The organism is Gottfriedia sp. NPDC057948 (genome assembly GCF_042887255.1).
Lineage (GTDB): Bacteria > Bacillota > Bacilli > Bacillales > Bacillaceae_G > Gottfriedia.
Window position 1 is genome coordinate 1 of the sequence record NZ_JBHVPN010000018.1, and the last position, 22,993, is coordinate 22,993.

Annotated in this window: 26 protein-coding genes and 2 riboswitches; of the genes, 10 read left to right on the forward strand and 16 right to left on the reverse strand. The window is 34.0% G+C overall.

The window, feature by feature from the left end; translation table 11 throughout:
- The coding region (locus ACFVRR_RS20090) for an IS3 family transposase (protein ID WP_387332101.1) at positions 1 to 258 on the forward strand (258 nt) is incomplete at its 5' end.
- Between the two features lie 55 nt (positions 259 to 313).
- Here the strand turns inward: ACFVRR_RS20090 and poxB are convergent.
- Entirely contained in the window at positions 314 to 2,050 is a 1,737-nt protein-coding gene (gene poxB, locus ACFVRR_RS20095) for a ubiquinone-dependent pyruvate dehydrogenase (protein WP_387332103.1), read from the reverse strand.
- 249 nt (positions 2,051 to 2,299) lie between these two features.
- Between poxB and ACFVRR_RS20100 the strand changes: the two genes are divergently transcribed.
- Both ACFVRR_RS20100 and ACFVRR_RS20105 read left to right on the forward strand, forming a co-directional pair.
- A complete protein-coding gene (locus ACFVRR_RS20100; RefSeq protein WP_387332105.1) occupies positions 2,300 to 2,677 on the forward strand; it encodes a MerR family transcriptional regulator in 378 nt (125 codons plus the stop codon).
- A 31-nt stretch (positions 2,678 to 2,708) separates the two neighbouring features.
- The gene (locus ACFVRR_RS20105; protein WP_387332107.1) at positions 2,709 to 4,373 is read left to right on the forward strand and encodes an acyl-CoA dehydrogenase family protein; all 1,665 of its coding nucleotides are present in this window, start codon (positions 2,709 to 2,711) and stop codon (positions 4,371 to 4,373) included.
- A 237-nt stretch (positions 4,374 to 4,610) separates the two neighbouring features.
- On the opposite strand, the gene ACFVRR_RS20110 is transcribed toward ACFVRR_RS20105, so the two are convergent.
- The 4 genes from ACFVRR_RS20110 to ACFVRR_RS20125 form a co-directional block, all read right to left on the reverse strand.
- Positions 4,611 to 4,799, reverse strand: coding sequence for a hypothetical protein (locus ACFVRR_RS20110; RefSeq protein WP_387332109.1), 189 nt, complete (start codon positions 4,797 to 4,799; stop codon positions 4,611 to 4,613).
- A 90-nt stretch (positions 4,800 to 4,889) separates the two neighbouring features.
- Entirely contained in the window at positions 4,890 to 5,048 is a 159-nt protein-coding gene (locus ACFVRR_RS20115; protein ID WP_387332111.1) for a hypothetical protein, read from the reverse strand.
- 13 nt (positions 5,049 to 5,061) lie between these two features.
- On the reverse strand, positions 5,062 to 5,946 hold the full coding sequence (locus ACFVRR_RS20120) for a type II toxin-antitoxin system SpoIISA family toxin (protein ID WP_387332113.1): 885 nt from the start codon (positions 5,944 to 5,946) through the stop codon (positions 5,062 to 5,064).
- Positions 5,947 to 6,352: 406 nt separating this feature from the next.
- The gene (locus ACFVRR_RS20125; protein WP_387332115.1) at positions 6,353 to 6,904 is read right to left on the reverse strand and encodes a hypothetical protein; all 552 of its coding nucleotides are present in this window, start codon (positions 6,902 to 6,904) and stop codon (positions 6,353 to 6,355) included.
- A gap of 116 nt (positions 6,905 to 7,020) precedes the next feature.
- On the opposite strand from ACFVRR_RS20125, the gene ACFVRR_RS20130 reads away from it, so the two are divergent.
- The 4 genes from ACFVRR_RS20130 (at position 7,021) to ACFVRR_RS20145 (ending at position 10,825) form a co-directional block, all read left to right on the forward strand.
- A complete protein-coding gene (locus ACFVRR_RS20130) occupies positions 7,021 to 7,320 on the forward strand; it encodes a metal-sensitive transcriptional regulator (RefSeq protein WP_387332117.1) in 300 nt (99 codons plus the stop codon).
- A 14-nt stretch (positions 7,321 to 7,334) separates the two neighbouring features.
- A complete protein-coding gene (locus ACFVRR_RS20135) occupies positions 7,335 to 9,728 on the forward strand; it encodes a heavy metal translocating P-type ATPase (protein WP_387332119.1) in 2,394 nt (797 codons plus the stop codon).
- Positions 9,729 to 9,740: 12 nt separating this feature from the next.
- Complete coding sequence (locus tag ACFVRR_RS20140; protein WP_088014159.1) at positions 9,741 to 9,941, forward strand: cation transporter; 201 nt, start codon at positions 9,741 to 9,743, stop codon at positions 9,939 to 9,941.
- A gap of 77 nt (positions 9,942 to 10,018) precedes the next feature.
- Positions 10,019 to 10,825: a hypothetical protein gene (locus tag ACFVRR_RS20145; RefSeq protein WP_387332121.1), complete on the forward strand. Its 807-nt coding sequence runs from the start codon at positions 10,019 to 10,021 to the stop codon at positions 10,823 to 10,825.
- An 84-nt stretch (positions 10,826 to 10,909) separates the two neighbouring features.
- Here the strand turns inward: ACFVRR_RS20145 and ACFVRR_RS20150 are convergent, their stop codons facing one another.
- Genes ACFVRR_RS20150 through ACFVRR_RS20175 form a run of 6 tightly spaced genes read right to left on the reverse strand, consistent with a single transcriptional unit; the run spans position 10,910 to position 14,771 of the window.
- Positions 10,910 to 11,077, reverse strand: a complete 168-nt coding sequence (locus ACFVRR_RS20150; protein WP_387332123.1) for a hypothetical protein — start codon at positions 11,075 to 11,077, stop codon at positions 10,910 to 10,912.
- Positions 11,078 to 12,085, reverse strand: a complete 1,008-nt coding sequence (locus tag ACFVRR_RS20155; RefSeq protein ID WP_387332125.1) for a ThiF family adenylyltransferase — start codon at positions 12,083 to 12,085, stop codon at positions 11,078 to 11,080.
- On the reverse strand, positions 12,082 to 12,849 hold the full coding sequence (locus ACFVRR_RS20160; RefSeq protein ID WP_387332127.1) for a thiazole synthase: 768 nt from the start codon (positions 12,847 to 12,849) through the stop codon (positions 12,082 to 12,084). The genes ACFVRR_RS20155 and ACFVRR_RS20160 overlap by 4 nt, the downstream gene beginning before the upstream one ends.
- Before the next feature lie 2 nt (positions 12,850 to 12,851).
- On the reverse strand, positions 12,852 to 13,055 hold the full coding sequence (gene thiS, locus ACFVRR_RS20165; protein WP_387332129.1) for a sulfur carrier protein ThiS: 204 nt from the start codon (positions 13,053 to 13,055) through the stop codon (positions 12,852 to 12,854).
- A 26-nt stretch (positions 13,056 to 13,081) separates the two neighbouring features.
- Positions 13,082 to 14,173, reverse strand: a complete 1,092-nt coding sequence (gene thiO, locus ACFVRR_RS20170) for a glycine oxidase ThiO (RefSeq protein ID WP_387332131.1) — start codon at positions 14,171 to 14,173, stop codon at positions 13,082 to 13,084.
- Positions 14,157 to 14,771, reverse strand: a complete 615-nt coding sequence (locus ACFVRR_RS20175) for a thiamine phosphate synthase (RefSeq protein ID WP_387332133.1) — start codon at positions 14,769 to 14,771, stop codon at positions 14,157 to 14,159. Before ACFVRR_RS20175 ends, thiO begins: the two co-directional genes overlap by 17 nt.
- A gap of 87 nt (positions 14,772 to 14,858) precedes the next feature.
- Positions 14,859 to 14,968, reverse strand: a riboswitch (TPP riboswitch).
- Positions 14,969 to 15,204: 236 nt separating this feature from the next.
- Positions 15,205 to 15,319: riboswitch (TPP riboswitch) on the forward strand.
- 136 nt (positions 15,320 to 15,455) lie between these two features.
- On the opposite strand from ACFVRR_RS20175, the gene thiC reads away from it, so the two are divergent.
- Positions 15,456 to 17,234, forward strand: coding sequence for a phosphomethylpyrimidine synthase ThiC (gene thiC / locus ACFVRR_RS20180; protein ID WP_387332135.1), 1,779 nt, complete (start codon positions 15,456 to 15,458; stop codon positions 17,232 to 17,234).
- Between the two features lie 243 nt (positions 17,235 to 17,477).
- Here thiC and ACFVRR_RS20185 read toward each other — a convergent pair whose 3' ends face one another.
- On the reverse strand, positions 17,478 to 17,657 hold the full coding sequence (locus tag ACFVRR_RS20185) for a small acid-soluble spore protein H (RefSeq protein WP_056467551.1): 180 nt from the start codon (positions 17,655 to 17,657) through the stop codon (positions 17,478 to 17,480).
- A gap of 200 nt (positions 17,658 to 17,857) precedes the next feature.
- Between ACFVRR_RS20185 and ACFVRR_RS20190 the strand changes: the two genes are divergently transcribed.
- Positions 17,858 to 18,808 carry an IS30 family transposase gene (locus ACFVRR_RS20190; protein WP_387332137.1) on the forward strand — a complete coding sequence of 317 codons (951 nt, stop codon included), beginning with the start codon at positions 17,858 to 17,860 and terminating at the stop codon, positions 18,806 to 18,808.
- 63 nt (positions 18,809 to 18,871) lie between these two features.
- Here ACFVRR_RS20190 and ACFVRR_RS20195 read toward each other — a convergent pair whose 3' ends face one another.
- The 4 genes from ACFVRR_RS20195 to ACFVRR_RS20210 all read right to left on the reverse strand — a co-directional run bounded on the left by ACFVRR_RS20195 (position 18,872) and on the right by ACFVRR_RS20210 (position 21,625).
- The gene (locus ACFVRR_RS20195) at positions 18,872 to 19,003 is read right to left on the reverse strand and encodes a YjcZ family sporulation protein (protein ID WP_097976661.1); all 132 of its coding nucleotides are present in this window, start codon (positions 19,001 to 19,003) and stop codon (positions 18,872 to 18,874) included.
- A gap of 173 nt (positions 19,004 to 19,176) precedes the next feature.
- The gene (locus tag ACFVRR_RS20200; RefSeq protein ID WP_056467548.1) at positions 19,177 to 19,437 is read right to left on the reverse strand and encodes a hypothetical protein; all 261 of its coding nucleotides are present in this window, start codon (positions 19,435 to 19,437) and stop codon (positions 19,177 to 19,179) included.
- A gap of 177 nt (positions 19,438 to 19,614) precedes the next feature.
- Positions 19,615 to 21,021, reverse strand: coding sequence for a branched-chain amino acid transporter BcaP (gene bcaP / locus ACFVRR_RS20205; protein WP_387332140.1), 1,407 nt, complete (start codon positions 21,019 to 21,021; stop codon positions 19,615 to 19,617).
- Between the two features lie 424 nt (positions 21,022 to 21,445).
- Positions 21,446 to 21,625 carry an H-type small acid-soluble spore protein gene (locus ACFVRR_RS20210; RefSeq protein WP_025672332.1) on the reverse strand — a complete coding sequence of 60 codons (180 nt, stop codon included), beginning with the start codon at positions 21,623 to 21,625 and terminating at the stop codon, positions 21,446 to 21,448.
- 337 nt (positions 21,626 to 21,962) lie between these two features.
- On the opposite strand from ACFVRR_RS20210, the gene ACFVRR_RS20215 reads away from it, so the two are divergent.
- On the forward strand, positions 21,963 to 22,922 hold the full coding sequence (locus tag ACFVRR_RS20215) for a LacI family DNA-binding transcriptional regulator (RefSeq protein ID WP_387332142.1): 960 nt from the start codon (positions 21,963 to 21,965) through the stop codon (positions 22,920 to 22,922).
- Positions 22,923 to 22,993 lie beyond the last annotated feature (71 nt).

Genomic DNA, 22,993 nt, shown 5'->3' on the forward strand with positions numbered 1-22,993 from the left:
GACTTCCAAAAACAAGTGAAGAAGCTAGGTTTAATTCAATCAATGTCAAGACGTGGAAACTGTTGGGATAACGCTCCACAGGAATCATTCTTTGGTCATTTTAAAGATGAAGTTTCTATTAAGTCATGTCAAAGTTTAGATGAGCTAATAAAAGAAATCACCTATTATATGAAGTATTACAACCACTATAGATATCAATGGAAATTAAAGAAGATGACCCCTGTTCAATACAGAAATCATCTCCTTAAAATTGCATAGACTTTTTTTCAATGTCCTTTACAAAGGGTACATTTTAAATCGAACGGGTTCTTTTTTATAGATGTAATCGATCTAAAAGATTCGATTTAGCAAGATCAATTACATCACTTGCATGGCCATTTAATACAGCTTTTAATGTCCACAGTGTAAATCCATGCGCTTGTTCAATACTTACTTTAGGAGGCATTGCCAGTTCTTGACGGTTTACTAAAACATCGATTAGAGCCGGTCCATTGTGTTCAAACGCACGTTGTACAGCGGATTCTAAATCAGCAGGGTCTTCTACACGAATTCCTTCAATCCCCATCGCTTGAGCTAATGATGCAAAGTTAGGGTTTTCTAAAGTTGTACCAGTTTCTAGATAACCAGCAGCTTTCATTTCTAATTCTACGAAACTTAGCGCACTATTATTGAATACGACTATTTTTACAGGTAATTTATGCTGGTGGATCGTTAATAAATCACCCATTAACATTGATAATCCACCATCTCCGCATAATGCCACTACTTGACGTCCAGGTTGAGAAACTTGAGCACCAATTGCTTGAGGCATGGCATTAGCCATTGTTCCGTGATTAAATGATCCAAGTAATCTTCTTTTTCCGTTCATTTGTAAATATCTTGCAGACCATAATGTTGGCGTACCGACATCACATGTAAATATAGCATCTTCACTTGCAAGGTCACTTACAATCTTAGTTAAATACTGAGGGTGGATCGGTGTTCGGCCTGGTTTTCCTACAGCAAATTTATCTAAATCTTCACGTACATTTTTGTATGCTGAAACATACTTTTCTAAATGGCTTGAATCTTTCACATCTGTTAAGAGAGGTAATAACTGACTAATTGTTTCTTTTACATCTCCACATAGTCCATAAGTAAGTGCAGCTCGTCGACCTAGATGCTCAGCTCGAACATCAACTTGTAAAATAACTGCATCGTCCGGATAAAACTGTCGATAAGGGAAATCTGTACCAAGCATTAACAAGACATCGCAATCCATAATCGCGTGATATCCTGATGAGTAGCCAATTAATCCGGTCAGCCCAGCATTATATGGATTATCGTATTCAAGGAATTCTTTTCCTCTAAGCGCAATAACCATTGGAGATTTTAACTTTTCGCAAAGAAGCATTAAATGAGAATGAGCTCCTTCACAGCCTGCTCCGCAAAGTAGTGTAACTTTCTTACCTTCATTGAGAAATCCAGCTAGTTTTTCCAATTCAGGTTTTGATGGACTAATCAGTGGATTCGTTACATGAATAACTTGTTCTGGAACAGTTTGTCGATCTTCTAAAGCAGCTATGTCTCCAGGTAAAACAAGTACAGATACACCTTTTCTTGCGATTGCATGCTGCATTGCAATCGTTGCTAGACGAGGCATTTGTTCTGCTCTATAGACTGTTTCACAGAAGTGACTGCATTCTTTAAATAATTGCTCAGGACGAGTTTGTTGAAAATACTCACTTCCAATTTCGATGCTTGGAATTTGAGCCGCAATCGCAAGTACAGGAATACGGCTTCGATGACAATCGTATAATCCGTTAATTAGGTGAAGATTACCTGGACCACTGCTTCCAGCACAAACTGCGATACTTCCACTCATTAGAGCATCTGAACCTGCAGCAAAAGCCGCAACCTCTTCATGGCGAACGCCGATCCATTCAATTCTTTTTGAGTTTTTAATTGAATCCAAAACAGCATTTAAAGAATCGCCAACAATACCGTAAATCCTAGTAACTCCTGCCTGAATCAATGAATCAACCAGTAAATCTGCAATTGTTTTCCTCATTGTAATCTCCTTCTAGTTCACTGTTAATAGGAACTAATTGAATTTAATAAGCCTTAGGCTACAGATAAATTTATGCTTTGCAGAAATGTAAAACGTTATACCAAAAAAAGGCAGGAAAAGTAGGATGCATTAAGAATTAAATACTTTAAAAATCTCTTAACCTCGAATTTTTTGTCGAAGGAATTCATCTTGAAACTTACGTTTACGTAAGATTTATAATATATCTATAGCTAGAAGGAGGAGGTCATTTTGAAGTTTTATTCGATTCGAGAGATGACGAATGAATTTAATACGACTCATAGAACCCTTAGATATTATGAAGAAATTGGATTATTACACCCATCCTATACTGAAAGTGGTAGAAGAAGGTATTGTCATAAAGATCGTACACATCTTTATTTAATTCAAAGGGGTAAAAATTTAGGCTTTCATTTGCAGGAAATAAAAGAAATGATTGATTTATTTGCGCTCGATCGAACAGGGGAAAAACAATTACAAAAAACCATTGAATATGGAAATCAAAAAATTGTAGAGATAGATAAAAAAATTAACGATTTAATTCAATTAAAAGATGAAATTATGAAAATGAAAAGTAATCTTGAGCGAAATTTATTAGAAATTGAATGAAATACTTCTGTAAAAGGATGTGGATGGCTTAATGAATTATTATAAAGAAGATCGTAATCTACAGATGATTTTAAGAAAATATTTTAATGAAGATTTTATTACATGGGCTAATAAAGAATTAGAAGAATTTGGAGAGCTTTGTGCGAATGAAATCGATCAACGTGCAATTCACACAGACCGAGAAGGTCAACCACGTTTAATCAAATATGATGCATACGGTAATGATATTTCACATGTTTGGGTAAATGAAGGTTATAAGCAAACTGTAAAAGATACTTATAATAGGGGGATTGTTAGCTATATTCATAAGCCAATTCCTGAACTTGGTATAAAGGGGAATTATATTTATTCCTATGCGCAAGGTTATTTATTATCACAGACTGAAGCTGGTTTTTATTGTCCAGTAACATTATCAATGGCTGCTACGTTTTTAGTTGAAAGATATGCACATGAAGCATTAAAAGAAAAATATCTCCCCCATCTATTATCAACTGGGGAAACAGAATTATATGAAGGAGCGACTTTTTTAACTGAAAGACAGGGTGGTTCAGATGTTGGAGCCAATGTAGTGAATGCAGTTAAAGAAGGAGATTACTATCGTATTTATGGAGAAAAATATTTTGCTAGCAATGCAGGGCAGTGTGGTATTACAACAATTTTAGCAAGAATTGAGGGAGCGCCTTCTGGGAGTAAGGGGTTAAGCTTATTTTTAGTACCTTGGAAGAATGATGATGGTACTAATAATGGATTCGTGATTCGTCGCTTAAAAGATAAGCTAGGTGTAAGAGCTGTTCCATCAGGAGAAGTTGAGTTTAATGGAGCGAAAGCATTTCTAATCGGAGATCCTTCTAGAGGAATTAACTATATGATGGAAGCATTGAATCTATCTAGAATATGTAATGCTGTAGCATCAGTTGGAATTATGAGAAGAGCCTATGTTGAGGCGAAGAAATATGCTGAAAATAGATCGGCATTTGGACAAATATTAACGAATTTTCCAATGATAAAAGAGACATTAGCAAAACTGGCAACCATTCAGGAAGTTCAGACAAGTGCAGTATTTAATTTAGTGGCTTTATATGATCGAGTGGTTGGGAAAGAAAATGGAACAACCGAGGAGCAAACATTAGTAAGACTTTTGATTGCTATATTAAAAATGCGTACTGCAGATGAAGCAATTCATTTCTCCCACGAAGCGATTGAAATGCATGGAGGAAATGGTTATATTGAAGATTTTGTGACACCTAGGCTTTTAAGAGATGCTCAAGTACTTACAGTCTGGGAAGGAACAGCGAATATTTTAGGTTTAGAGATTTTGAGACTGTTTAACAAAATGAATGGTTATCAAGTCTTTAAATCATTTATTGAAGAAAAATTAGTGGATACACCTCAAACATTAATAGATGAAAGTGAAATCATAATGAAAAAGCTTGAGGAGTTAAATGAAATCGTTCATTATACAGCTACTTTAGATACCAATACTCAATCATATAATTCAAAGAAAATAGCAAATAAAATGGCAGACTTAGTTGAAGCAGTTATTGCTCTTGAAGATGCAAAAGAGCATATTCGAAAAGAGTACATTGCAAAAGTATTGATTCATGAACGATATTTTAAAGATGAAATAAATAAAGAACAAATTCATTTAAAGTATTTTGATGAAATTGTTGGTTATAAAGTTTCGATAAATAAATGAAATGATTAATGTGAAATATTTTTTGTGTCGCTGGTCATTTAATGTACTGGAGTCAATTCTGAAATGTACAAGTACGAAGTGAACTATATTTACCAAGGGAATATCTTAATTGAAAATATTTTAATAAACTTTCTAAAAAATAACACGCAATGGGAAAAAGTATTAAGCTATAAGTATCCTTAAATAATCGAATTAGGCGACAAATTTTCAAAAAAATAATTAAAAAAAGATGGGGAATCAAAGTTTCCACCATCTTTTTTTCTTGTTCGTTTGCTCATCTTTTAATGATTTTAGAAAATCTTTATTTGACTTTAATACATTTTCTTCATTGATTACGCCTAATGGTTTGGACTTGATATGTTTCATTCGTCGCAATATCTCTTCATTTGATTGAAGTACATCTTCAATTTGATTGTTTTTGCTCAATTGAATCACCTCTTAGTCACTAATAGATAGTATATTAGTATCTCTTATAAGATATGATTCAAAACAAAAAAAGAGTGCAACTATTGCACCCTATACGCCTCTATTTTTTAACGCTCTAATTGCTAATCTGTTTGTTTTTCTTAAATTAGTGATTTCACTGGATGGTTCAATTACGATTCCATTACGTTTAGGAGAGGACTTAGGTTGTGATTCAGGAGCTTTTTTAAAAGATAATAATTTTTTTAACATCCATATCGACTCCTTATCTTAAGTTTCTAATAGCAGAATACATTGTTGTGATTGCAAATAAATAGTGTCTATCTACCGTTAATAAATCCGTAGATTGAACTGCAACAAGATAGCAATAACTATCTTTCATAAATTGTAGCACGTATATCCCTTGGTCTTCAATGCTATGCTGATTTTTTGATTTAATATCCGATAAAAATGATTGCTTAACATCATCTCCAACACCAAATCTTAATTTATACATATTAAAAAAAACGGTATAGGCAATATCTGTTTCCGGGTATATCTTGACAACAACTTTGGCCTCGTATAAATATAAATAGTTTTTTAGCAAATTATTTAATTCATCCTCAGGATCTAATTGCGTGTCTAAATACGATTCTAGTGATTCTATGAACTCAATATAATGATTAGTCCTTTGAAGAAGTTTAGCAACTAATCGATCGTTTTTTTCAATTTGAGTTTTAAAACTAACACTTTTTTCAATGGTGTTCCCAGCCCAGATAAATTTATCAGGTGTTAAAAGAAAAAAGATATCTACAAATAAAGGAATCCCAATTAATGAGATTAAAAAGGGGATTGTAACCAAATCTTTAATATCTGAAAATTGAACAGTATTAAAAATTTTGTATGCAACAAGCCCACCTAAAAATAAAAAAGTATAAAGCGCATACCAAATTTTACGATAAAAAACTAAGTTTGCGTCATACTGAAAAATTTGTTCTTCACTATTTTGACTTTTATAATATTTAATTAATACATAAATAAGGAAAATTAAAATCGCCAAAACACAAAAACAAAGAACAGCATCCATGAAATCAAAATGAAGTCCGTTCTCTGATGAGGTTTTGGGTTTTTGAATTATTTTACTTACATTAGTTTCATTAAATAGCAACATAAAATCCCTCCTAAAAACAATAAAGCAATGTGGAAGTTTAATGAGTTTCATTACTCACGTAAGTATACAAAATAATGGTTAAATTTGGTAGATAATTTTGAATTTGTTATAAAATTATCACAAATTATGTAACTTTATGAAAATAATCTTTAGGTTAAAAAATACAATCTACTAAAATAGAAATTTTTAAAATAGAAAAGACACCCTAAGTTGGGTGTCTCAGTGTGTAAACAAAGTACTAAAAAACTTGATTTTCAGACTGATTGCAAGCGCTTGTCTTTCGAGGCGCGAAGCCTGGTGAGGAGCGGAGTTACCCAAAACGGTAATGAGCACCGCAGACAGGCGAAGCAACGAAGAAAGCGAGCGTTTGGCGGGCAGTCTGAGACACCCTAAGTTGGGTGTCTTTCTACTTTTTCAACACATTAATTTTATAGTTCTGAAAAACAGAAGTAGTTCCAAAATGTGTAAAAGAATAAAACACAGTTAAGATGAGCAGCAGGCTAGAAACAATAATTACTGGAAAGAATGATGATAGTAGTTTTGGGAATCGCTGACTTAAAAACATAGTAGAACAAAATATAGATGAACAAGTTAATAATAATAAACAAATTAGTAATAAGGCATGTGCTTCTGATATTGAAATCATAACGACAATCATGCTCCCCATCATACCGGCCATCATTCCAGTAAAAATCCCCTCAAGTAGTGCAAGGAAATGTAATCGAAAGCCGATACATAATCCGATGAGTGCAGGTAAACCCATCGAAATAAGTAAGGAATTGAAAAATTGTTGGTGATTTGAAAGTGTAATGAGCACACCTATTGTTAAACCAGTAGTCATACTGATCATCATCATATACATCATTTGATGCATCTGATCATTTTTTGTTGGTTTGAGGTGGATCGAAATGATTGTTATAAAGAGCATTATGCTAATACATACCCAACTGGTGAACATATATGATACCCCCTAACTATTCGCTTTTTATCATCATATGGACAACTTAAAATAAATAGAATAAAAAATTGACACCTATACCCCCTATGAGTATATAATAATGGTGAGGTGATAATATGGAAAATTGCCATGATAATCAAATGGTTCCAAGAAGTGAGGACGAAATTAACGATTTAATGAAACGTCTTCGTAGAATAGAGGGGCAAGTTAGAGGAATTCAAAAAATGGTCGAAGAGGACCGATATTGTATAGATATTTTAACGCAAATTATGGCTGTTGAAGCTGCTATGAAAAAAGTAAGTTTCTCATTAATTGAAAGACATGCAAATCATTGTATGGTTAAAGCTGTAAAAGAAAACAATGGTGAAGCATCAGTTACTGAATTAATGGAGGTTATTAAGCGTTACGTAAAATAAGGGGGTTGATTAATATGAATGAAGCAAAGCAGTTAACCCTTGGTATTGAGGGGATGACTTGCGCAGCTTGTGCAACCCGAATCGAAAAAAGCTTAAATCGAATGGATGGCTTGAAAGCGAATGTGAATCTAGCTTTAGAAAAAGCTACTATTACCTATGATAAAGGACAATATCAAACTTCTGATTTAATAGAAAAAATCCATACGATTGGTTATGAGGTTGCAGTTGAAAAAATTACATTAAATATTGAAGGAATGACATGTGCTGCTTGTTCAGCTCGAATCGAAAAAGTAATAGGGAAAATGGATGGAGTTGTTCAAGTCAATGTCAATCTAGCTATGAATATAGCAACGATTTCTTATTTACCTGAAGTACGCTCAGTCCAATCGATAATAGATAAAATTAGTCACATCGGTTATGCAGCAGCTATAAAAGAAGAAAATGCAGTTAAAGAAAAAGACACAACAAAAAACAAACAGATTCAATTGATTGTTTCTATCTTACTTTCACTTCCACTATTGTATTCGATGGTATCCCATCTTCCATTTAGTACAAATATTTGGATGCCACATTTATTAATGAATCCATGGTTTCAATTATTGTTTGCAACTCCAGTTCAGTTTATTATAGGTTGGCATTTTTATGTAGGAGCATTTAAAGCAATACGAAATTATAGTGCAAATATGGATGTGCTCGTCGTACTCGGAACATCGGCAGCTTATTTTTATAGCTTAGTTGAGTCAATTAAGACAATCAATAATGATATGTATATGCCGCATCTATATTTTGAGACAAGTGCAGTTTTAATAACTTTAGTTTTGCTTGGAAAATATTTTGAGTATATTGCTAAAGGGAAAACGACTGAAGCAATTTCAAAACTAATGGAATTACAAGCTAAGGAAGCAATTGTATTAGAAAATGGAAATGAAGTTTATGTACCATTGGAAGCTGTAAAAGTTGGAAATCTACTACTTGTTAAACCAGGTGAGAAAATACCAGTTGACGGTGTCATTGTATCAGGAGTATCTACAGTTGATGAATCAATGATTACAGGTGAATCTTTACCAATTGATAAAAAGATAGATGATAAAGTTGTTGGAGCAACTGTTAATGGAAATGGTATTTTAACAATTCGAGCAGAGAAGGTTGGTAAGGATACGGCATTAGCAAATATTGTGAAAATAGTTGAAGAAGCACAAGGTTCAAAAGCTCCAATTCAAAGATTAGCTGATCGAATTTCGAATCTATTTGTTCCAATTGTAATTGGCATAGCCATATTAACATTTATCATTTGGTTTTTTGTAGTCGATCCACAAAATTTGCCTAAGTCAATTGAAGTAGCAATAGCTGTTTTAGTCATAGCATGTCCTTGTGCTTTAGGACTTGCTACACCAACTTCGATTATGGTTGGAAGTGGAAAAGGTGCGGAAAATGGGATTTTATACAAAGGCGGAGAATTTTTAGAAACGACCCAAAAAATTAATACAATTATTCTTGATAAAACAGGAACTGTTACAAAAGGAAAGCCTGAAGTAACAGATATCATTAATTTAAATCATCGAGAGGATTTATTGAAGCTCGTTGCAAGTGTAGAGAAAATGTCAGAGCATCCTTTAGCACAAGCAATTGTTCAATACGCACTTAAACAGGAATTGCAACTAACAGATCTTACAGAGTTTATTGCCATACCTGGACATGGAGTAGAAGCCTTGATTGAAAATAAAAAGGTATATATCGGTACTAGGAAGTTAATGAATGAAAAGAATATCGATTTTTCTCCAGTTGAAGATCAATTAATCGTATTTGAATCTGCCGGGAAAACAGGGATGTTAATAGCAATTGACGACAACCTGGAAGGTATTATTGCTGTAGCCGATACAATTAAAGAATCTTCTAGACATGCGATAAAAGCATTAAAGGATTTAAAAATAGAAGTTTTTATGGTAACTGGTGATAATAAACACACAGCAAAGGCGATTGCAGATCAAGTTGGGATTGAAAATGTATTTGCTGAAGTTCTACCAGAGAAAAAAGCAGATATAGTAGCTGAACTACAAAAACAAGGGAAAATTGTTGCGATGGTTGGAGATGGGATTAATGATGCTCCAGCTCTTGCAAAAGCTGATATTGGTATGGCAATCGGCACTGGTGCAGATGTCGCGATTGAAACAGCGGATGTTACGCTAGTAGGTGGCGACTTATCACATATTCCGAGAGCTATTAGCTTAAGTAAGAAAACAATGAATAACATTCGCCAAAATTTATTTTGGGCATTATTTTATAACAGTTTAGGTATACCGATTGCAGCTTTAGGGTTATTGCAGCCTTGGATTGCAGGTGCTGCAATGGCATTTAGCTCCGTATCGGTTGTCATAAATGCATTACGATTAAAACGTATAAAAATTTAGGAGGATTTAGTAATGGAAACAATTTTAAAAGTAGAAGGTATGACATGTGGACACTGCAAAGCTGCAGTTATGAAAGCGGTAGAAGGAGTGTCTGGTACAAATAATATAATCGTAAGTTTAGAAAATAAAGAAGTAACATTCAATACTTCAAACGCTGAAACAATTGAGAAAGTAAAAGAGGCTATTGAAGATCAAGGTTACGATATCGTTTAATCTTAGCAAAAAAATAAAAGGCGAACTAATGGTTCGCTTTTTATTTGGAAAAAATGCGAGACTGGGGAGAGAATTAGATGAAATACTTATTGTTGTTACTTAGTTTTGTTATAGTTATTGGTTTAAGTGGATGTGGAAATATGTCCCATACAGCTTCTACTCATGAAAGTATGAATCATGAAACAAAAGAAGAAAAAGATTCAACAAAGGTACAATTTACGTTTAACAGTAATCCTGAAAGTGGTAAGAAAGTAGATCTAAACATTCAAGTTAATGATTTGATGGGGAAAACAGTAAATAAATTTGAGTTCGAGCACGAAAAATTAATGCATTTAATTGTTGTAAGTAAGGATTTATCATATTTTGACCATTTGCACCCAGTATACAAAGGTAAAGGGTTATTTACAGTCACACCGGATTTTCCAAGTGGTGGTGAATATAAATTATTTGCAGATTTTATACCTGAGGGCTCTGATAAAAACGTAAAAACAAAACTAGTGCAAGTGTCAGGTGAGCAAGCTAAACCAGTTTCACTAATACCAGATAGAGTATTAACAAAAGTAATTGATGGAAAGGAGGTTACTTTAAAATTTGATAAATTGACGACAAAGAATGAAGTTAAAATGACATTTACGATTAAGGATGCTAAAACCCAAAAAGGTATTACTGATTTACAGCCTTATTTGGGTGCTATTGGTCATGTTGTTGCGATTAGTGGTGATACGAATACTTACTTACATGTCCATCCAATGAATGAAAAGTCAAGTGGACCTGACGCAGAGTTTATGACTAGTTTTCCTAAAAAAGGATTATATAAAATATGGGGACAGTTTAAACAAAATGGAGATTTGTTTATAGTACCATTTATTGTAGATGTGCCATAAATTAAACAGTTAAAAAGCAGGAAACCCTTTGTTTTCCTGCTTTTTTATATTTTCTTAAAGTTATATATTTACATATTAATTGTTTTATAAGATATTCGGCTTAATATCTGCAGGATGACTATTTGGTTTTTTTAAACCATCAGTCTTACTAGCATCGTTAAGTGATAAGTATTTAGTTTCAGGTGCCCATGCAATTGAAACTAGTGTTCCAACGACTAAAACTCTGGTAAAATATTGTTGTAAAAAAGTCATTCAACCTAAAACTTTGTGATAGAGTTCCTTAGCAACAGATGGTTCCTTTGTACCGTGAATGATCGCTCGACCGTCTTTAAATAAAACAATGCGATGATCTTCATAAGTACATGACAATAAATAAGGATTTACAATCAAATCAGTTACTAACCCTTGTAATCTTTCAGACAGGTTAGTTAGTGTTGGGGTTTTAGAAGATGATACTCTTAGTTGGACTGCATCTCTTCCACATAAAACATATGACTTCATATGGTCATCATCTTTTAAAAATGGATAACTTCTTATAGGACCACATGTTGGACAATTTTTATTTTTTAATTTTTCGATGTTAATATCAGACTTTTCATGCTTCCATACATCAATCGATTGTAAGATTGGTAAAAGTTCATAGTTAGTAAGATATTGCATGGCATAGGTTACTTGGTAGGCAGCAATTATTTGCACAATTGGACTGATTACTCCTACTGTATCGCAAGTTATATTTAAAGTTGGTATATGATTTAATAAACAGTTAAGACAAGGAGTTTTTCCTGGAATAATTGGAAACGAGAGGCCGTAGCTTCCAACACACGCACCAAAAATAAAAGGAATCCTATGCTTAATTGCTGCATCATTCACTACCATTCTAGTTTCAAAATTATCTGTTGCATCTAGTATGATTGTTTGACCTTTAATCAGCTCTTCAATATTAAGACTAGTAATATCTGTTATTAAACTAGTAATGGACACTTCACTATTAATTTGTTGAAGTCGATTTTTAGCTGCAATTACTTTAGGTAGTTTATTTCTAGCATCTTCTTCAGTATAAAGTGATTGCCTTTGTAAATTACTCCATTCAACGTAATCACGGTCAACAATTGTTATATTTCCAATTCCTGCTCTTACAAGTATTTCTGCTATTGATGAGCCTAGTGCACCTACACCAATAATAATGGCACTGGCTTTTTGTAAGTTTGATTGGCGATCTCTTCCTAAAAATAATTCTTGCTTTACATAACGGTTTGTCAAGAATTCACCAACCCTGTGATTGGGCTACTAGCTTCACCATAATTTTTTTCTTCAATTCTTCCTGCCTCATAACCAAGCCTTCCTGCTTCAATAGCAAGCTTCATTGCAACGGCCATTTTTACAGGATCTTTCGCATTAGAAACTGCAGTATTTAAAAGGACTCCATCAGCACCTAGTTCCATCGCAAAAGCTGCATCTTTTGGAGACCCGATTCCGGCATCTACTATAACAGGAACATTCGATTCCTCAATGATGAATTTAAGATTTAATGGATTAATAATTCCTTTTCCGGAACCGATTGGAGATGCACCTGGCATAATCGCATGTACACCAAGTTCTTCTAGTCTTCTTGCTAGCACAACATCATCGGAAGTATAAGGTAAAACAATAAAGCCTTCGTTTAATAACATTTCTGATGCCTTCAATGTTTCGATTGGATCAGGTAATAATGATTTATCACACCCAATTACTTCAACCTTGATCATATCGCACAAGCCTGACGCTTTTGCCAATCGTGCAATTCTAACTGCCTCTTCAGCAGTTTTTGCACCAGCTGTATTTGGCAATAGTTTATATTTCGTTAGATCTAATTGTTCAAGAAAATTTGGTTGAGATTCCTCAAAAATATTCATTCTTCTAACAGCAAACGTTAGGATCTCGGCTTCCGATACTTCAACTGCTTCTTTCTGGACTTCAAATGAAGGGTATTTTCCTGTTCCTAATAATAATCTTGAATGAAACGTATGATTTCCTACTTTTAACATAATTAGCCACCACCTACAAAATGTATTAATTCTACAGAATCTCCGTTAGAGAGATGAGTTAACGAATACTGTTCCTTATAAATAATTTCTTTATTTACCTCGACAATAACAATTCGGTTTTCTAATTGATATTTATTTAGCAGATCCTGAATTGTACAGGTTTCGCTCGAAATATCAATATTCTTTCCGTTTAATCTTATTTCCAAAAGATTACACCCCCAAAGAGTTAAAATTAACGATTGATTTTAAATGCTTCGATCCAGTTACGATTGACTTTCCGCTTAAGGATCAAATCTCGAATTAATTTTCCAGTTGCTGGTGCAAGCAATATTCCATTTCGAAAATGGCCGGTCGCAAATAAGATTTGATCCTCTTCTGGATGAGTTCCAATAAAGGGATTATAGTCGAGAGTTCGCGGTCGTAATCCTGCCCAAAATGAATCAATTTTCATGTCTTCAATTTCGGGAAGCATTTTTTTAGCGTTTTGTATTAATGACTCAATCCCCTTTAAGCTAGGGTTCTCATTCCATTCGTTATCGACCATCGTAGCCCCAATGACAAGGCGGCCGTCATTCCTTGGAACAATATAATTTTGTTCATGGAAGAGAGTATGCTTTAATGCAACCTTTTCACTTTTGACCGAGATGCATTCACCTTTAACGGGAATAATTTCGTGATGTAATCCAAGCTGTCCAAACAATGAATTACTCCAAACGCCACTTGCAACCACAATAGTTTTTGCTTCAAAATCGCCATTTGTTGTTTTAATTAAATAATGTGAATCATTTTTTTGAATCTGAAATACATGTGTATATTCAAAAATAGATGCACCTAAAATTTGAGCACTTTTGCAAAACGCATTACAGACAGAAACAGGTAATACATTCACATCGTCTTCAATATAAGCTGCTCCAATGATGTTTGGATGGATGCCAAGTATCTGTTTTTTTAACTCCTCCTGGTTATACCAAAGTGCCGAAGTTTGAGTGAGTAGCGGAGTTAATTGTTTTTTTTCTAAATCTGTATAAGCTAGTTTGAAAATGCCACCTTTTTTAAGTTCAATATCAATTCCACATAATTCTTTTAATTCTTCTTGAAGGTGAAAATAAGTTAATTGACTATTTCTAGCAAAAGTAAAAAACGACTCGGAGTGATCCCACTCGGAATGGGCACCAAGCATTCCAGCAGCTGCCTTAGTTGTTTTCTGTCCAACTTGTTGTCCTTCAAGAACTGCGACATGAATATTTTCTTTCGCTAGATAATAAGCAATGGAACAACCTATTATTCCACCACCAATTACTACAACATCAAATTTCTTGTTCATAAGCGAATTTGCACCTTTCAAAATATTGCAGCGCAGCTTCTAGAGGATTTCGGGCAGAAAATATGCCAGACATGACAGCTATACCATCAATTTCGTTCTCTTTTAGAACTTGGATATGTTCAGGTAATATTCCGCCGACTGCATAGATTGGTATAGTTAACGTTTTTTTCATTTCTGGAATTAGTTCAATCCCATTAGGTGTTAATCCATTTTTACACTCTGTTTCAAAACAATGACCGTACAGAATATAGTCAGCTTTATCATTTTCTGCCTGTATTGCTTCAGTAAGTGTGTGAACTGATTTTCCTACTCGTAAATTAGGAAAATATTCTTTTACATCAACAAGTGGAAGACCATGTCCCGGTAAGTGAATATTTGATAGGTTAGAGAAAATAGCTATATCTAAACGATCATTTAAAACAATTTTTTTCATATCTACCTTGTTTATTTTTAGTAGATTTAAGAGTGATAGTAGCTCAATTGCCATTTTCGACTTTTCGCGAATATGTACATAGTCGACTGCATCGATTATTTGAATTATTTTTGTAGCAAGTACTTTGACTGAGTGCTGATCATCTGTAATTGCAATAAGTTCCATGGCCCAGCCTCTTTCATTTGCAAAATTTTTTCAAACAAAAAAACCACTTTCCTAAAAAAAGAAAGTGGTTACATTACACGCGAAAAAAGTAAAAATGCGCCACTTTCCTACGCAGGTACTAGCCTGTTCAGGTTTTGAGGGTTTAAAAGTAACTACCTTATTCTCAGCCCTTATCAAGGGATCCCCTAGTGATGAATATGTATGAAAATTAATCTTAGCATAGCATATAAAAAATAATATTCAATACTAAATTTATTTTTACTAGTCCAATTTTATTACCAGAAATTGGGCTTGAAGTATAGTGAAATCAAGTGTTTTTAGGAATATAAAAAAACCAAAAATTTTTTTTGTTTGGAGTTTCTGTAAAAATTTAGGGAAATAAAAACATTTACATTTTAAATTTATGGGTTTATATTTAGTTTGAACAATTTAATAGATTGACTAGGGGTGTCCAATTAATTGGGCTGAGAGAGAAACGTGATTAAGTTTCTTAACCCTCAGGACCTGATCTGGTTCATACCAGCGTGGGGAAGTTAGAAATTTTCATTAATGATTACATAATTATTAATGTAGTTTTGCTAACACTTAGCCGGGTCTTAAACATAAGATTCCGGCTTTTTTTCATGCTTTAAATGGATTGGATTTCGTCCTTTTTAAACTAATTAAAAAGGGGAATGAAATCAAATGAACAATTCTGTAAATGAAATGAATTTTTCCATCATGTCTAGTTTTTCAGGAAGTAAGAAGGTATATGTTGAAGGATCTAGACCTGACATTAAGGTGCCAATGCGTGAGATTCAATTAAGTCCAACAACTGGCACTTTTGGCGAAGAAGAAAATGCTCCAGTTAGAGTATACGACACTAGTGGACCTTACACAGACTCAGCTAGCTCAGTTGATATTCGAATGGGACTTAAGGCGATTAGACATAACTGGGTAATCGAACGAAATGATGTTGAAGAGTATGAAGGACGTGAAATAAAGCCTGAAGATAATGGATATAGAAAAGAGTCAGATCAACATAATGTTGAAGTATTTAAAGGGTTAAAAAGAAAACCATTACGTGCAAAAGATAATGGAAATATTACTCAAATGCATTATGCTCGTAAAGGGATTATTACACCTGAAATGGAATTTATTGCGATTCGAGAGAATGTTTCAGCCGAATTTGTTCGTGATGAGGTTGCAAAAGGAAGGGCTGTCATTCCATCGAATATTAATCACCCTGAAAGTGAGCCAATGATTATCGGTCGTAATTTTCATGTGAAAATTAATGCCAATATAGGTAATTCAGCGGTTACGTCTTCAATCGAAGAAGAAGTAGAAAAAATGACATGGGCTACTCGTTGGGGAGCGGATACGATGATGGACCTTTCTACTGGGAAGAATATTCATACAACACGTGAATGGATTGTCCGAAACTCGCCGGTACCAGTAGGGACAGTTCCGATTTATCAGGCGCTTGAAAAGGTTAATGGAATTGCTGAAGATTTAACCTGGGAAGTGTTTAGAGATACTCTAATCGAACAAGCGGAACAAGGGGTAGACTATTTTACGATTCATGCGGGAGTATTATTACGCTATATCCCATTAACGGCAAAACGAGTGACAGGAATTGTATCTCGTGGTGGGTCTATTTTGGCTCAATGGTGTTTAGCTCACCATAAAGAGAATTTTTTATATACTCATTTTGAAGAAATTTGTGAAATTATGAAGCGTTATGACGTAACCTTCTCTTTAGGAGATGGACTGAGACCGGGCTCAATTGCAGATGCAAATGATGAAGCACAATTCGCTGAGTTAGAAACACTAGGTGAGTTAACGAAAATTGCTTGGAAACACGATGTTCAAGTTATGATTGAAGGACCAGGACATGTACCAATGCACTTAATTAAAGAGAATATGGATAAACAATTAGAAATTTGTCAAGAAGCGCCATTTTATACATTAGGACCGTTAACGACTGATATTGCGCCTGGCTATGATCATATTACATCAGCAATCGGTGCAGCAATGATTGGTTGGTTTGGTACTGCAATGCTTTGTTATGTAACTCCGAAAGAGCATTTAGGTCTTCCAAATAAAGAAGATGTAAGAGTAGGTGTTATTACATACAAAATAGCAGCGCATGCAGCTGACTTAGCAAAAGGACACCCTGGTGCACAAAAAAGAGATGACGCACTTTCAAAAGCAAGATTTGAATTTAGATGGCGTGATCAGTTTAATCTTTCCCTTGATCCTGAAAGAGCAATTGAATATCACGATGAAACATTACCTGCTGAAGGAGCTAAAACAGCGCATTTTTGTTCAATGTGTGGTCCAAAATTCTGTAGTATGAGAATCTCACAAGATATTCGAGATAAAGTAAAACAAGAAGAACTTCAAAATGATTCAATCATTGAAGAAGGAATGAAAGAAAAAGCGCTCGAATTTAGAAAACAGGGCGGAGAAATCTATCAATAAGGGTGTGAGCCTTATATGAATAGGGTAGAAGAAATCATAAAAGAAATAAAGAATTTGGAAAGAAATATGAGTCAGTTAAAAATCGAATTGAGCACAATTCAAAAAAATTGTGTACATGATTTCCAGAAGAAAGATACGATACAAGAATGCCTTAAATGCAGTTTAATTGAAAGCTTGTCTTGGTAAAATGAGAAACAAAAAAAACAAACCTCAAAACAAAGAGGTTTGTTTTTTACTTAAGAATTAATGTTCGGACAGACTATTGATTGAAACTTCTTCCTCTCGATCTGGTTGACCTAGCGGATAGATTCTAGCAGTTTCATTTGTTTCGTCAACATGTTGAATGTAAATTGGTACTCCATTATATGTCACATTAGCCATTTCAGGTGAAGAAGCAATTTCTTGAGCTCGTTGTTTATTCAAAACATAACCTCCTCTACATTAATAATTGAAACCTAACATATTATTAACAGAGGTATACTTGAGTATTCATAATCAAGTACAAGTTTTTTTATGTGATGAATTGTAATATTAAGTGCGACAACTAAGAAAACACAAAAAACCCATACTCGCTTCGTGTAAAATAGAAGTTACCACACAACTTTTTTACATGGAGGACAAGTATGAGCTATACCCATCTTACCACATTTGAGCGAGGGAAACTAGAAGCACTCCACCAAGCAGGATACTCTACTAGGGCAATTGCTAGGGAACTAGGGCGACATCATTCAACCATAGCCAGAGAATTAAAACGTAATATCCATATGGAAAAACATTATGATAGTCAGGCAGCTCACACTATTTATAGCCAAAGGAGAACTGCTTGCCAACCAAAAGGGAAATGGACGCAAGAATTGTGTGAAAAAATTCAAGAGAAATTGCACTTGACTTGGTCTCCTGAACAAATTGAAAATCGTTTATTAAAAGACCGAATATCATTCAAAACAATTTACAATTGGCTATATAAAGGTCTACTCTCCATGTCAGACGTAAGTGTTTTAAGACAAAAGGGAAAACGACAAAAGCCTAGAGAGACGAGAGGTCGATTCAATATTGGTACATCCATTCACAAAAGACCAAAAGAGGTCAAAAAGCGTAATACTTTTGGACATTGGGAGTTAGATACAGTAGTGTCTGGACGTGGAAAAAGCAAAGGATGTTTAGCCACTTTTATTGAACGTAAAACACGTTTCTATCAAGCTGTTAAGATGCCAGATCGAACTTCATCCTCAATGGAAGAAGCGATTAAATATGTCACTTCCTTATATCCAAAAGAGACATTTATTAGCGCTACTGTTGATCGTGGAAAAGAGTTTGCGTGTTACGAACAGGTTGAAAAAGAACTACCGATACACGTTTATTTTGCCGATCCCTACTCTTCATGGCAACGAGGTAGTAATGAAAATGCCAATGGACTACTGCGTGAATTTTTCCCAAAAGGAACAGATTTAGCAATCGTAACACAGGAAGAAGTAACTCAAGCTGTGAGCCTGATCAACTATCGACCTCGAAAATGCTTAAACTGGAAAACTGCACACGAAGCGTTTCATAGCGAACTGTCGCACTTAGCTTGACAATCTGTCATGTATAAAAAAACTCCTGTTAAAATTTAACAGGAGTTTTATAGTTTTTAAAGATTACCAGTGATGTCCATATCCATATCCGTCATGTCCAGACCAGCAAGCTGCTCCAACAATGATTAATAAGATAAATAGAACAACGATTAAAGCAAAACCGTTAAGATGGTGTCCGTGATGTCCAGTACTCATACATTTGACCTCCTTCATACGATATTTAAGGGATAACTCCCTTAGGGTCATGTAACTAATTGAAAATTACAATTAGGAGAGGTGGATAATGTATCGTATGTTTTTTTGCCAACTATGAAACTAGTCTATAATGTAATTAGGCTTATACCTAGAAGTAAGTTTTAATAAATGAATTATTTTTCCTTAGGAAGTGAAATTGCTGTTTCAACTACATAACCATTTTGAAACTTCACTGCAATTGTTCCTAAATAAGTGTCAGTAGGCTGAAGTGTTTCAGTACAAGTAAAATAACGAATATGTACAACTTCCTTCGTATCTTTACTAATCTTTTGACAAGCAAGTAAATTACTTAGTCGTTTTAATGCAATCTCTCTTTTCACTCCAATAAGATCTTTTTTAATAAATGATTCATAATAATTTTTTAATGGGAACATTTTAACAGCTCCTGTTCATTCGAAAATAAAATTTCCTAAGTCGTATCATATCATAAAGTAAATCTGTTTTTGTAAAGTTTGTTGTTGTGGATATTTATCATTATTCTAGATTGTTGTTGAAAATATGTAACTAACAAAAAAATCCCACTATAGGTTACTATAGTGGGATTTGCTTACTTATGCAGTTTGATTTGAATCCTTATCAAACTTATTTTTACCGTTTAGTTTAGAATTTTTATATCCGTATGTGCTATAAATTACTAAACCGATTACTAACCAAACTACGAAACCTTTCCAAGTAAATGATGAAAGTTGTAGCATTAAATATACACAGAATACAACAGCTAATACTGGTACTACAGGTACCCAAGGAGTTTTGAATCCACGCTTTAAGTCTGGTCGAGTTTTTCTTAATACAAGAATACCAAGAGAAACAGCAGAGAAAGCGAATAGAGTACCGATATTTGTTAATTCAGCTAATTTGTTTAATGGAATTAAGCCAGCGAATAAAGCAACTAATCCGCCAGTTACCCAAGTGCTTGTTACAGGAACTGAAGTTTTCTTATTAACTTTTGATAATTTACCTGGTAATAAACCGTCTTTACTGATTGCATAGAATAGACGAGTTTGTCCAAACATCATTACGATTAATACAGTTGTAATACCGATGATTGCGCCAAGTGAAATGAAACCAGCTGCCCAATCTTGGTGAATAAAAGCTAGTGCAAAAGCAACAGGGTCTTTAACACCTAATTGATCAAACGGAACGATACCAGTAAGAATTAATGAAACGACAATATATAAGATTGTACAAATTGTTAAAGCTGAGATAATACCGATTGGTAAGTTACGTTGAGGGTTTTTAACTTCCTCAGCTGCAGTTGATACTGCATCAAATCCAAAGTAAGCAAATACTACTACTGCAGCACCAGCTGTTACCCCATGGAATCCCATTGGCATAAATGGAGTCCAGTTATGCGGTTGAACGTACCAAACACCAACAACGATGAAAAGTGCTACTACTGCTAATTTTACAATTACCATGATCGTGTTAAGTTTTGCAGATTCTCTAACACCTCTAGTAAGAATGAACGTTACAATTAAAACAATAATTACTGCTGGTAAATCAATAAAAGTATGTTTAGAAGGATCAAATGCACTTGTTAAAGCTGTTGGAAGGTTTACTCCAAAACCATGTAATAAACTTTGGAAATAGCCAGACCATCCACTTGCTACTGCTGAAGATGCAAGTCCATATTCTAGTACCATATCCCAACCTAATATCCAAGCAATAACTTCACCAAAAGCAACATAACTATAAGTGTAAGCACTACCAGCCTCTGGAATCATAGAGGCAAATTCAGAGTAACAAAGTGCGGCGAATGTACAAGCTAAACCTGCGATAATAAATGAAAGAACAAGTGCTGGACCAGCGTAATCAGCAGCTGCTACACCAGTTAAAACGAATATACCTGTACCGATGATGGCACCGATACCTAACATTGTAAGATCAAACGCCCCTAGAACTTGCTTAAGTGAACTAGGTGAACTGCCTGTAACTGATTTTTTTCGAAATAAATTCATATGAGCCTCCTCTAATCCTATATTTAGTAGTTTTTTAATTTTCTATTTAGAAAGTTTATTATTTTCTAATTTTACCTTAAAAAATAGAAAATTCTGACAATTAGTCCCGAAGTAATATAACAGTTTGTCTCCCTTAAGTGATTTTTATGATAACACACTTATAAAAATATTCAAACAATATTTCGACTTTTTTTTCAATTTTTTTAAAAATAAGTAGTAAATTAGACTTATTACCCAATACCTAGTCGTTTGGTAAAAATAAACTAGTTGATAGTTATGCCATAAGTAATACTGCACTCCTTAAGCATTATATTCCTAAAGGTTTCAAATGAAATCAGACTAAATAGTTATATAATTGGGCTTTTTTCCCAAAAATGAAATAAACCTCCATAATAGAGGTTTATTTTCGGGTCTTTTTTATCATTTATTGTTCTTTTAAGTGACTTAATGATACTTCTTTATCATTTTGCGGTTGATCAAGAGGATAAATTCTTGCTGTCCCCTCATTTTTATTAACATGCTGAATATAAACAGGTACTCCATCGCATGTTACATTAATCATACCAGGTGCAGCTACGATTTCTAAGGCTCTTTCAGTATCCATCATAATACCTCCTTTAATTACTAACCTATTTTATTATTTACATAGTAAAGTTAGAGTATTCATGGAAAATAGGAGCTTTTTTAAAGGATTATGTAATATAGGACAAGGAGGGTAATTGTTGAAGCGATTGTTTTAAGTTTTGCCTGCATTACTTAACTCGTTTCTTTTCTTGTTGTATGATAGCAAAGAAAGCGAAAAATAAAATTGAACTACACATAAATAGTAAACAAAGTAAACCAAAAAGTATTTGCATATTCGCACCTCCTTTTTATGATGAGAACATCGTAAAGTATGGAACTAGTTTCAGAGCAAGAAAAAGTTTAGAAAAGGTGAGAAAATGTCTAATATTAAAGAAATTGCGAGGATTGCCGGCGTTTCGGTTACAACAGTCTCACGAGTTTTAAATGATGAACCATACGTTAGTGAGGAAAAAAGAAAAGCAGTTTTAAATGCAATTGAGTTAACAAATTATCAACGAAATCAAAATGCAGTCAATTTAAGCAAAGGAAAAACGAATCTAATTGGAGTGGTTATTCCGTTCTCGCAACATCCGTACTTTGGATTGCTAATTGATGGAATTGCTAACGAAGCGATAAAAAATAATTATAAGTTAGTACTATTTCAATCAAATTATGAAGAGAAGAGAGAAATTGAGGCTTTAAAGATGCTGCAGCATAAACAAATAGATTCGCTCATTATTTGTTCTAGAATTTGTTCGATTGAAATGATCGAGCATTATAAGCAATATGGACAAATAGTATTATTTGAAGATACGAGAAATACGGGGGTTTCCTCAACATTTATTGATCAATACAATTGCTTCATGATTGCATTAGAATATTTATATCAAAAAGGACATCGGAAAATCGGTTATAGTATTGGCCGTAGAACAGGCAAGAATAGTAAACAAAGAGAACCTGCCTATATTGATTTTCATAAAAAATATAATGAATCACTAAATAACGATTTCGTATTCGATAATTGTTACTATTTTGAAGATGGTGAAAGAATTGTCCAATCTTTGTTAAATTTAAAAGAGAGACCAACAGCCTTGTTAGTAACAAGTGACCAAGTGGCAGCGGGTGTGCAAACTTGCTGTAATGATCGTGGAATAGCTATTCCTCATGATTTAGCGATAATTGGGTTCGATAATCAACCAATTGCAAAAGTAATGAAGTTAACAACAGTCGAAATTCCATTACGAGAAATAGGGAAGAAACTTTTTATACAAGCGATTGATTCTGTCATTAATCAAGAGGAGATAGCGATTAAATTAATTGAAAGGCAGACGGTATAATAAAAAAGCTAGTCAGGGGCTAGCTTTTTTTCGTGTCGTTGTATGGGGAAGTGCAAATAAAAAAGCTGAAA

Excerpts from the sequence above, each read along its gene's own strand:
- ACFVRR_RS20140 (WP_088014159.1), top strand. The coding sequence starts at position 9,741 with ATGGAAACAATTTTAAAAGTAGAAGGTATGACATGTGGACACTGCAAA.
- ACFVRR_RS20175 (WP_387332133.1), bottom strand. The coding sequence starts at position 14,771 with ATGGAACTTATTGCAATTACAGATGATCAGCACTCAGTCAAAGTACTT.
- bcaP (WP_387332140.1), bottom strand. The coding sequence starts at position 21,021 with ATGAATTTATTTCGAAAAAAATCAGTTACAGGCAGTTCACCTAGTTCA.
- ACFVRR_RS20145 (WP_387332121.1), top strand. The coding sequence starts at position 10,019 with ATGAAATACTTATTGTTGTTACTTAGTTTTGTTATAGTTATTGGTTTA.
- ACFVRR_RS20120 (WP_387332113.1), bottom strand. The coding sequence starts at position 5,946 with ATGTTGCTATTTAATGAAACTAATGTAAGTAAAATAATTCAAAAACCC.
- poxB (WP_387332103.1), bottom strand. The coding sequence starts at position 2,050 with ATGAGGAAAACAATTGCAGATTTACTGGTTGATTCATTGATTCAGGCA.
- ACFVRR_RS20130 (WP_387332117.1), top strand. The coding sequence starts at position 7,021 with ATGGAAAATTGCCATGATAATCAAATGGTTCCAAGAAGTGAGGACGAA.
- ACFVRR_RS20190 (WP_387332137.1), top strand. The coding sequence starts at position 17,858 with ATGAGCTATACCCATCTTACCACATTTGAGCGAGGGAAACTAGAAGCA.
- thiC (WP_387332135.1), top strand. The coding sequence starts at position 15,456 with ATGAACAATTCTGTAAATGAAATGAATTTTTCCATCATGTCTAGTTTT.
- ACFVRR_RS20135 (WP_387332119.1), top strand. The coding sequence starts at position 7,335 with ATGAATGAAGCAAAGCAGTTAACCCTTGGTATTGAGGGGATGACTTGC.
- ACFVRR_RS20200 (WP_056467548.1), bottom strand. The coding sequence starts at position 19,437 with ATGTTCCCATTAAAAAATTATTATGAATCATTTATTAAAAAAGATCTT.
- thiO (WP_387332131.1), bottom strand. The coding sequence starts at position 14,173 with ATGAACAAGAAATTTGATGTTGTAGTAATTGGTGGTGGAATAATAGGT.
- ACFVRR_RS20210 (WP_025672332.1), bottom strand. The coding sequence starts at position 21,625 with ATGGATACTGAAAGAGCCTTAGAAATCGTAGCTGCACCTGGTATGATT.
- ACFVRR_RS20125 (WP_387332115.1), bottom strand. The coding sequence starts at position 6,904 with ATGTTCACCAGTTGGGTATGTATTAGCATAATGCTCTTTATAACAATC.
- ACFVRR_RS20115 (WP_387332111.1), bottom strand. The coding sequence starts at position 5,048 with ATGTTAAAAAAATTATTATCTTTTAAAAAAGCTCCTGAATCACAACCT.
- ACFVRR_RS20160 (WP_387332127.1), bottom strand. The coding sequence starts at position 12,849 with ATGTTAAAAGTAGGAAATCATACGTTTCATTCAAGATTATTATTAGGA.
- ACFVRR_RS20105 (WP_387332107.1), top strand. The coding sequence starts at position 2,709 with ATGAATTATTATAAAGAAGATCGTAATCTACAGATGATTTTAAGAAAA.
- ACFVRR_RS20150 (WP_387332123.1), bottom strand. The coding sequence starts at position 11,077 with ATGACTTTTTTACAACAATATTTTACCAGAGTTTTAGTCGTTGGAACA.
- ACFVRR_RS20215 (WP_387332142.1), top strand. The coding sequence starts at position 21,963 with ATGTCTAATATTAAAGAAATTGCGAGGATTGCCGGCGTTTCGGTTACA.
- ACFVRR_RS20195 (WP_097976661.1), bottom strand. The coding sequence starts at position 19,003 with ATGAGTACTGGACATCACGGACACCATCTTAACGGTTTTGCTTTAATC.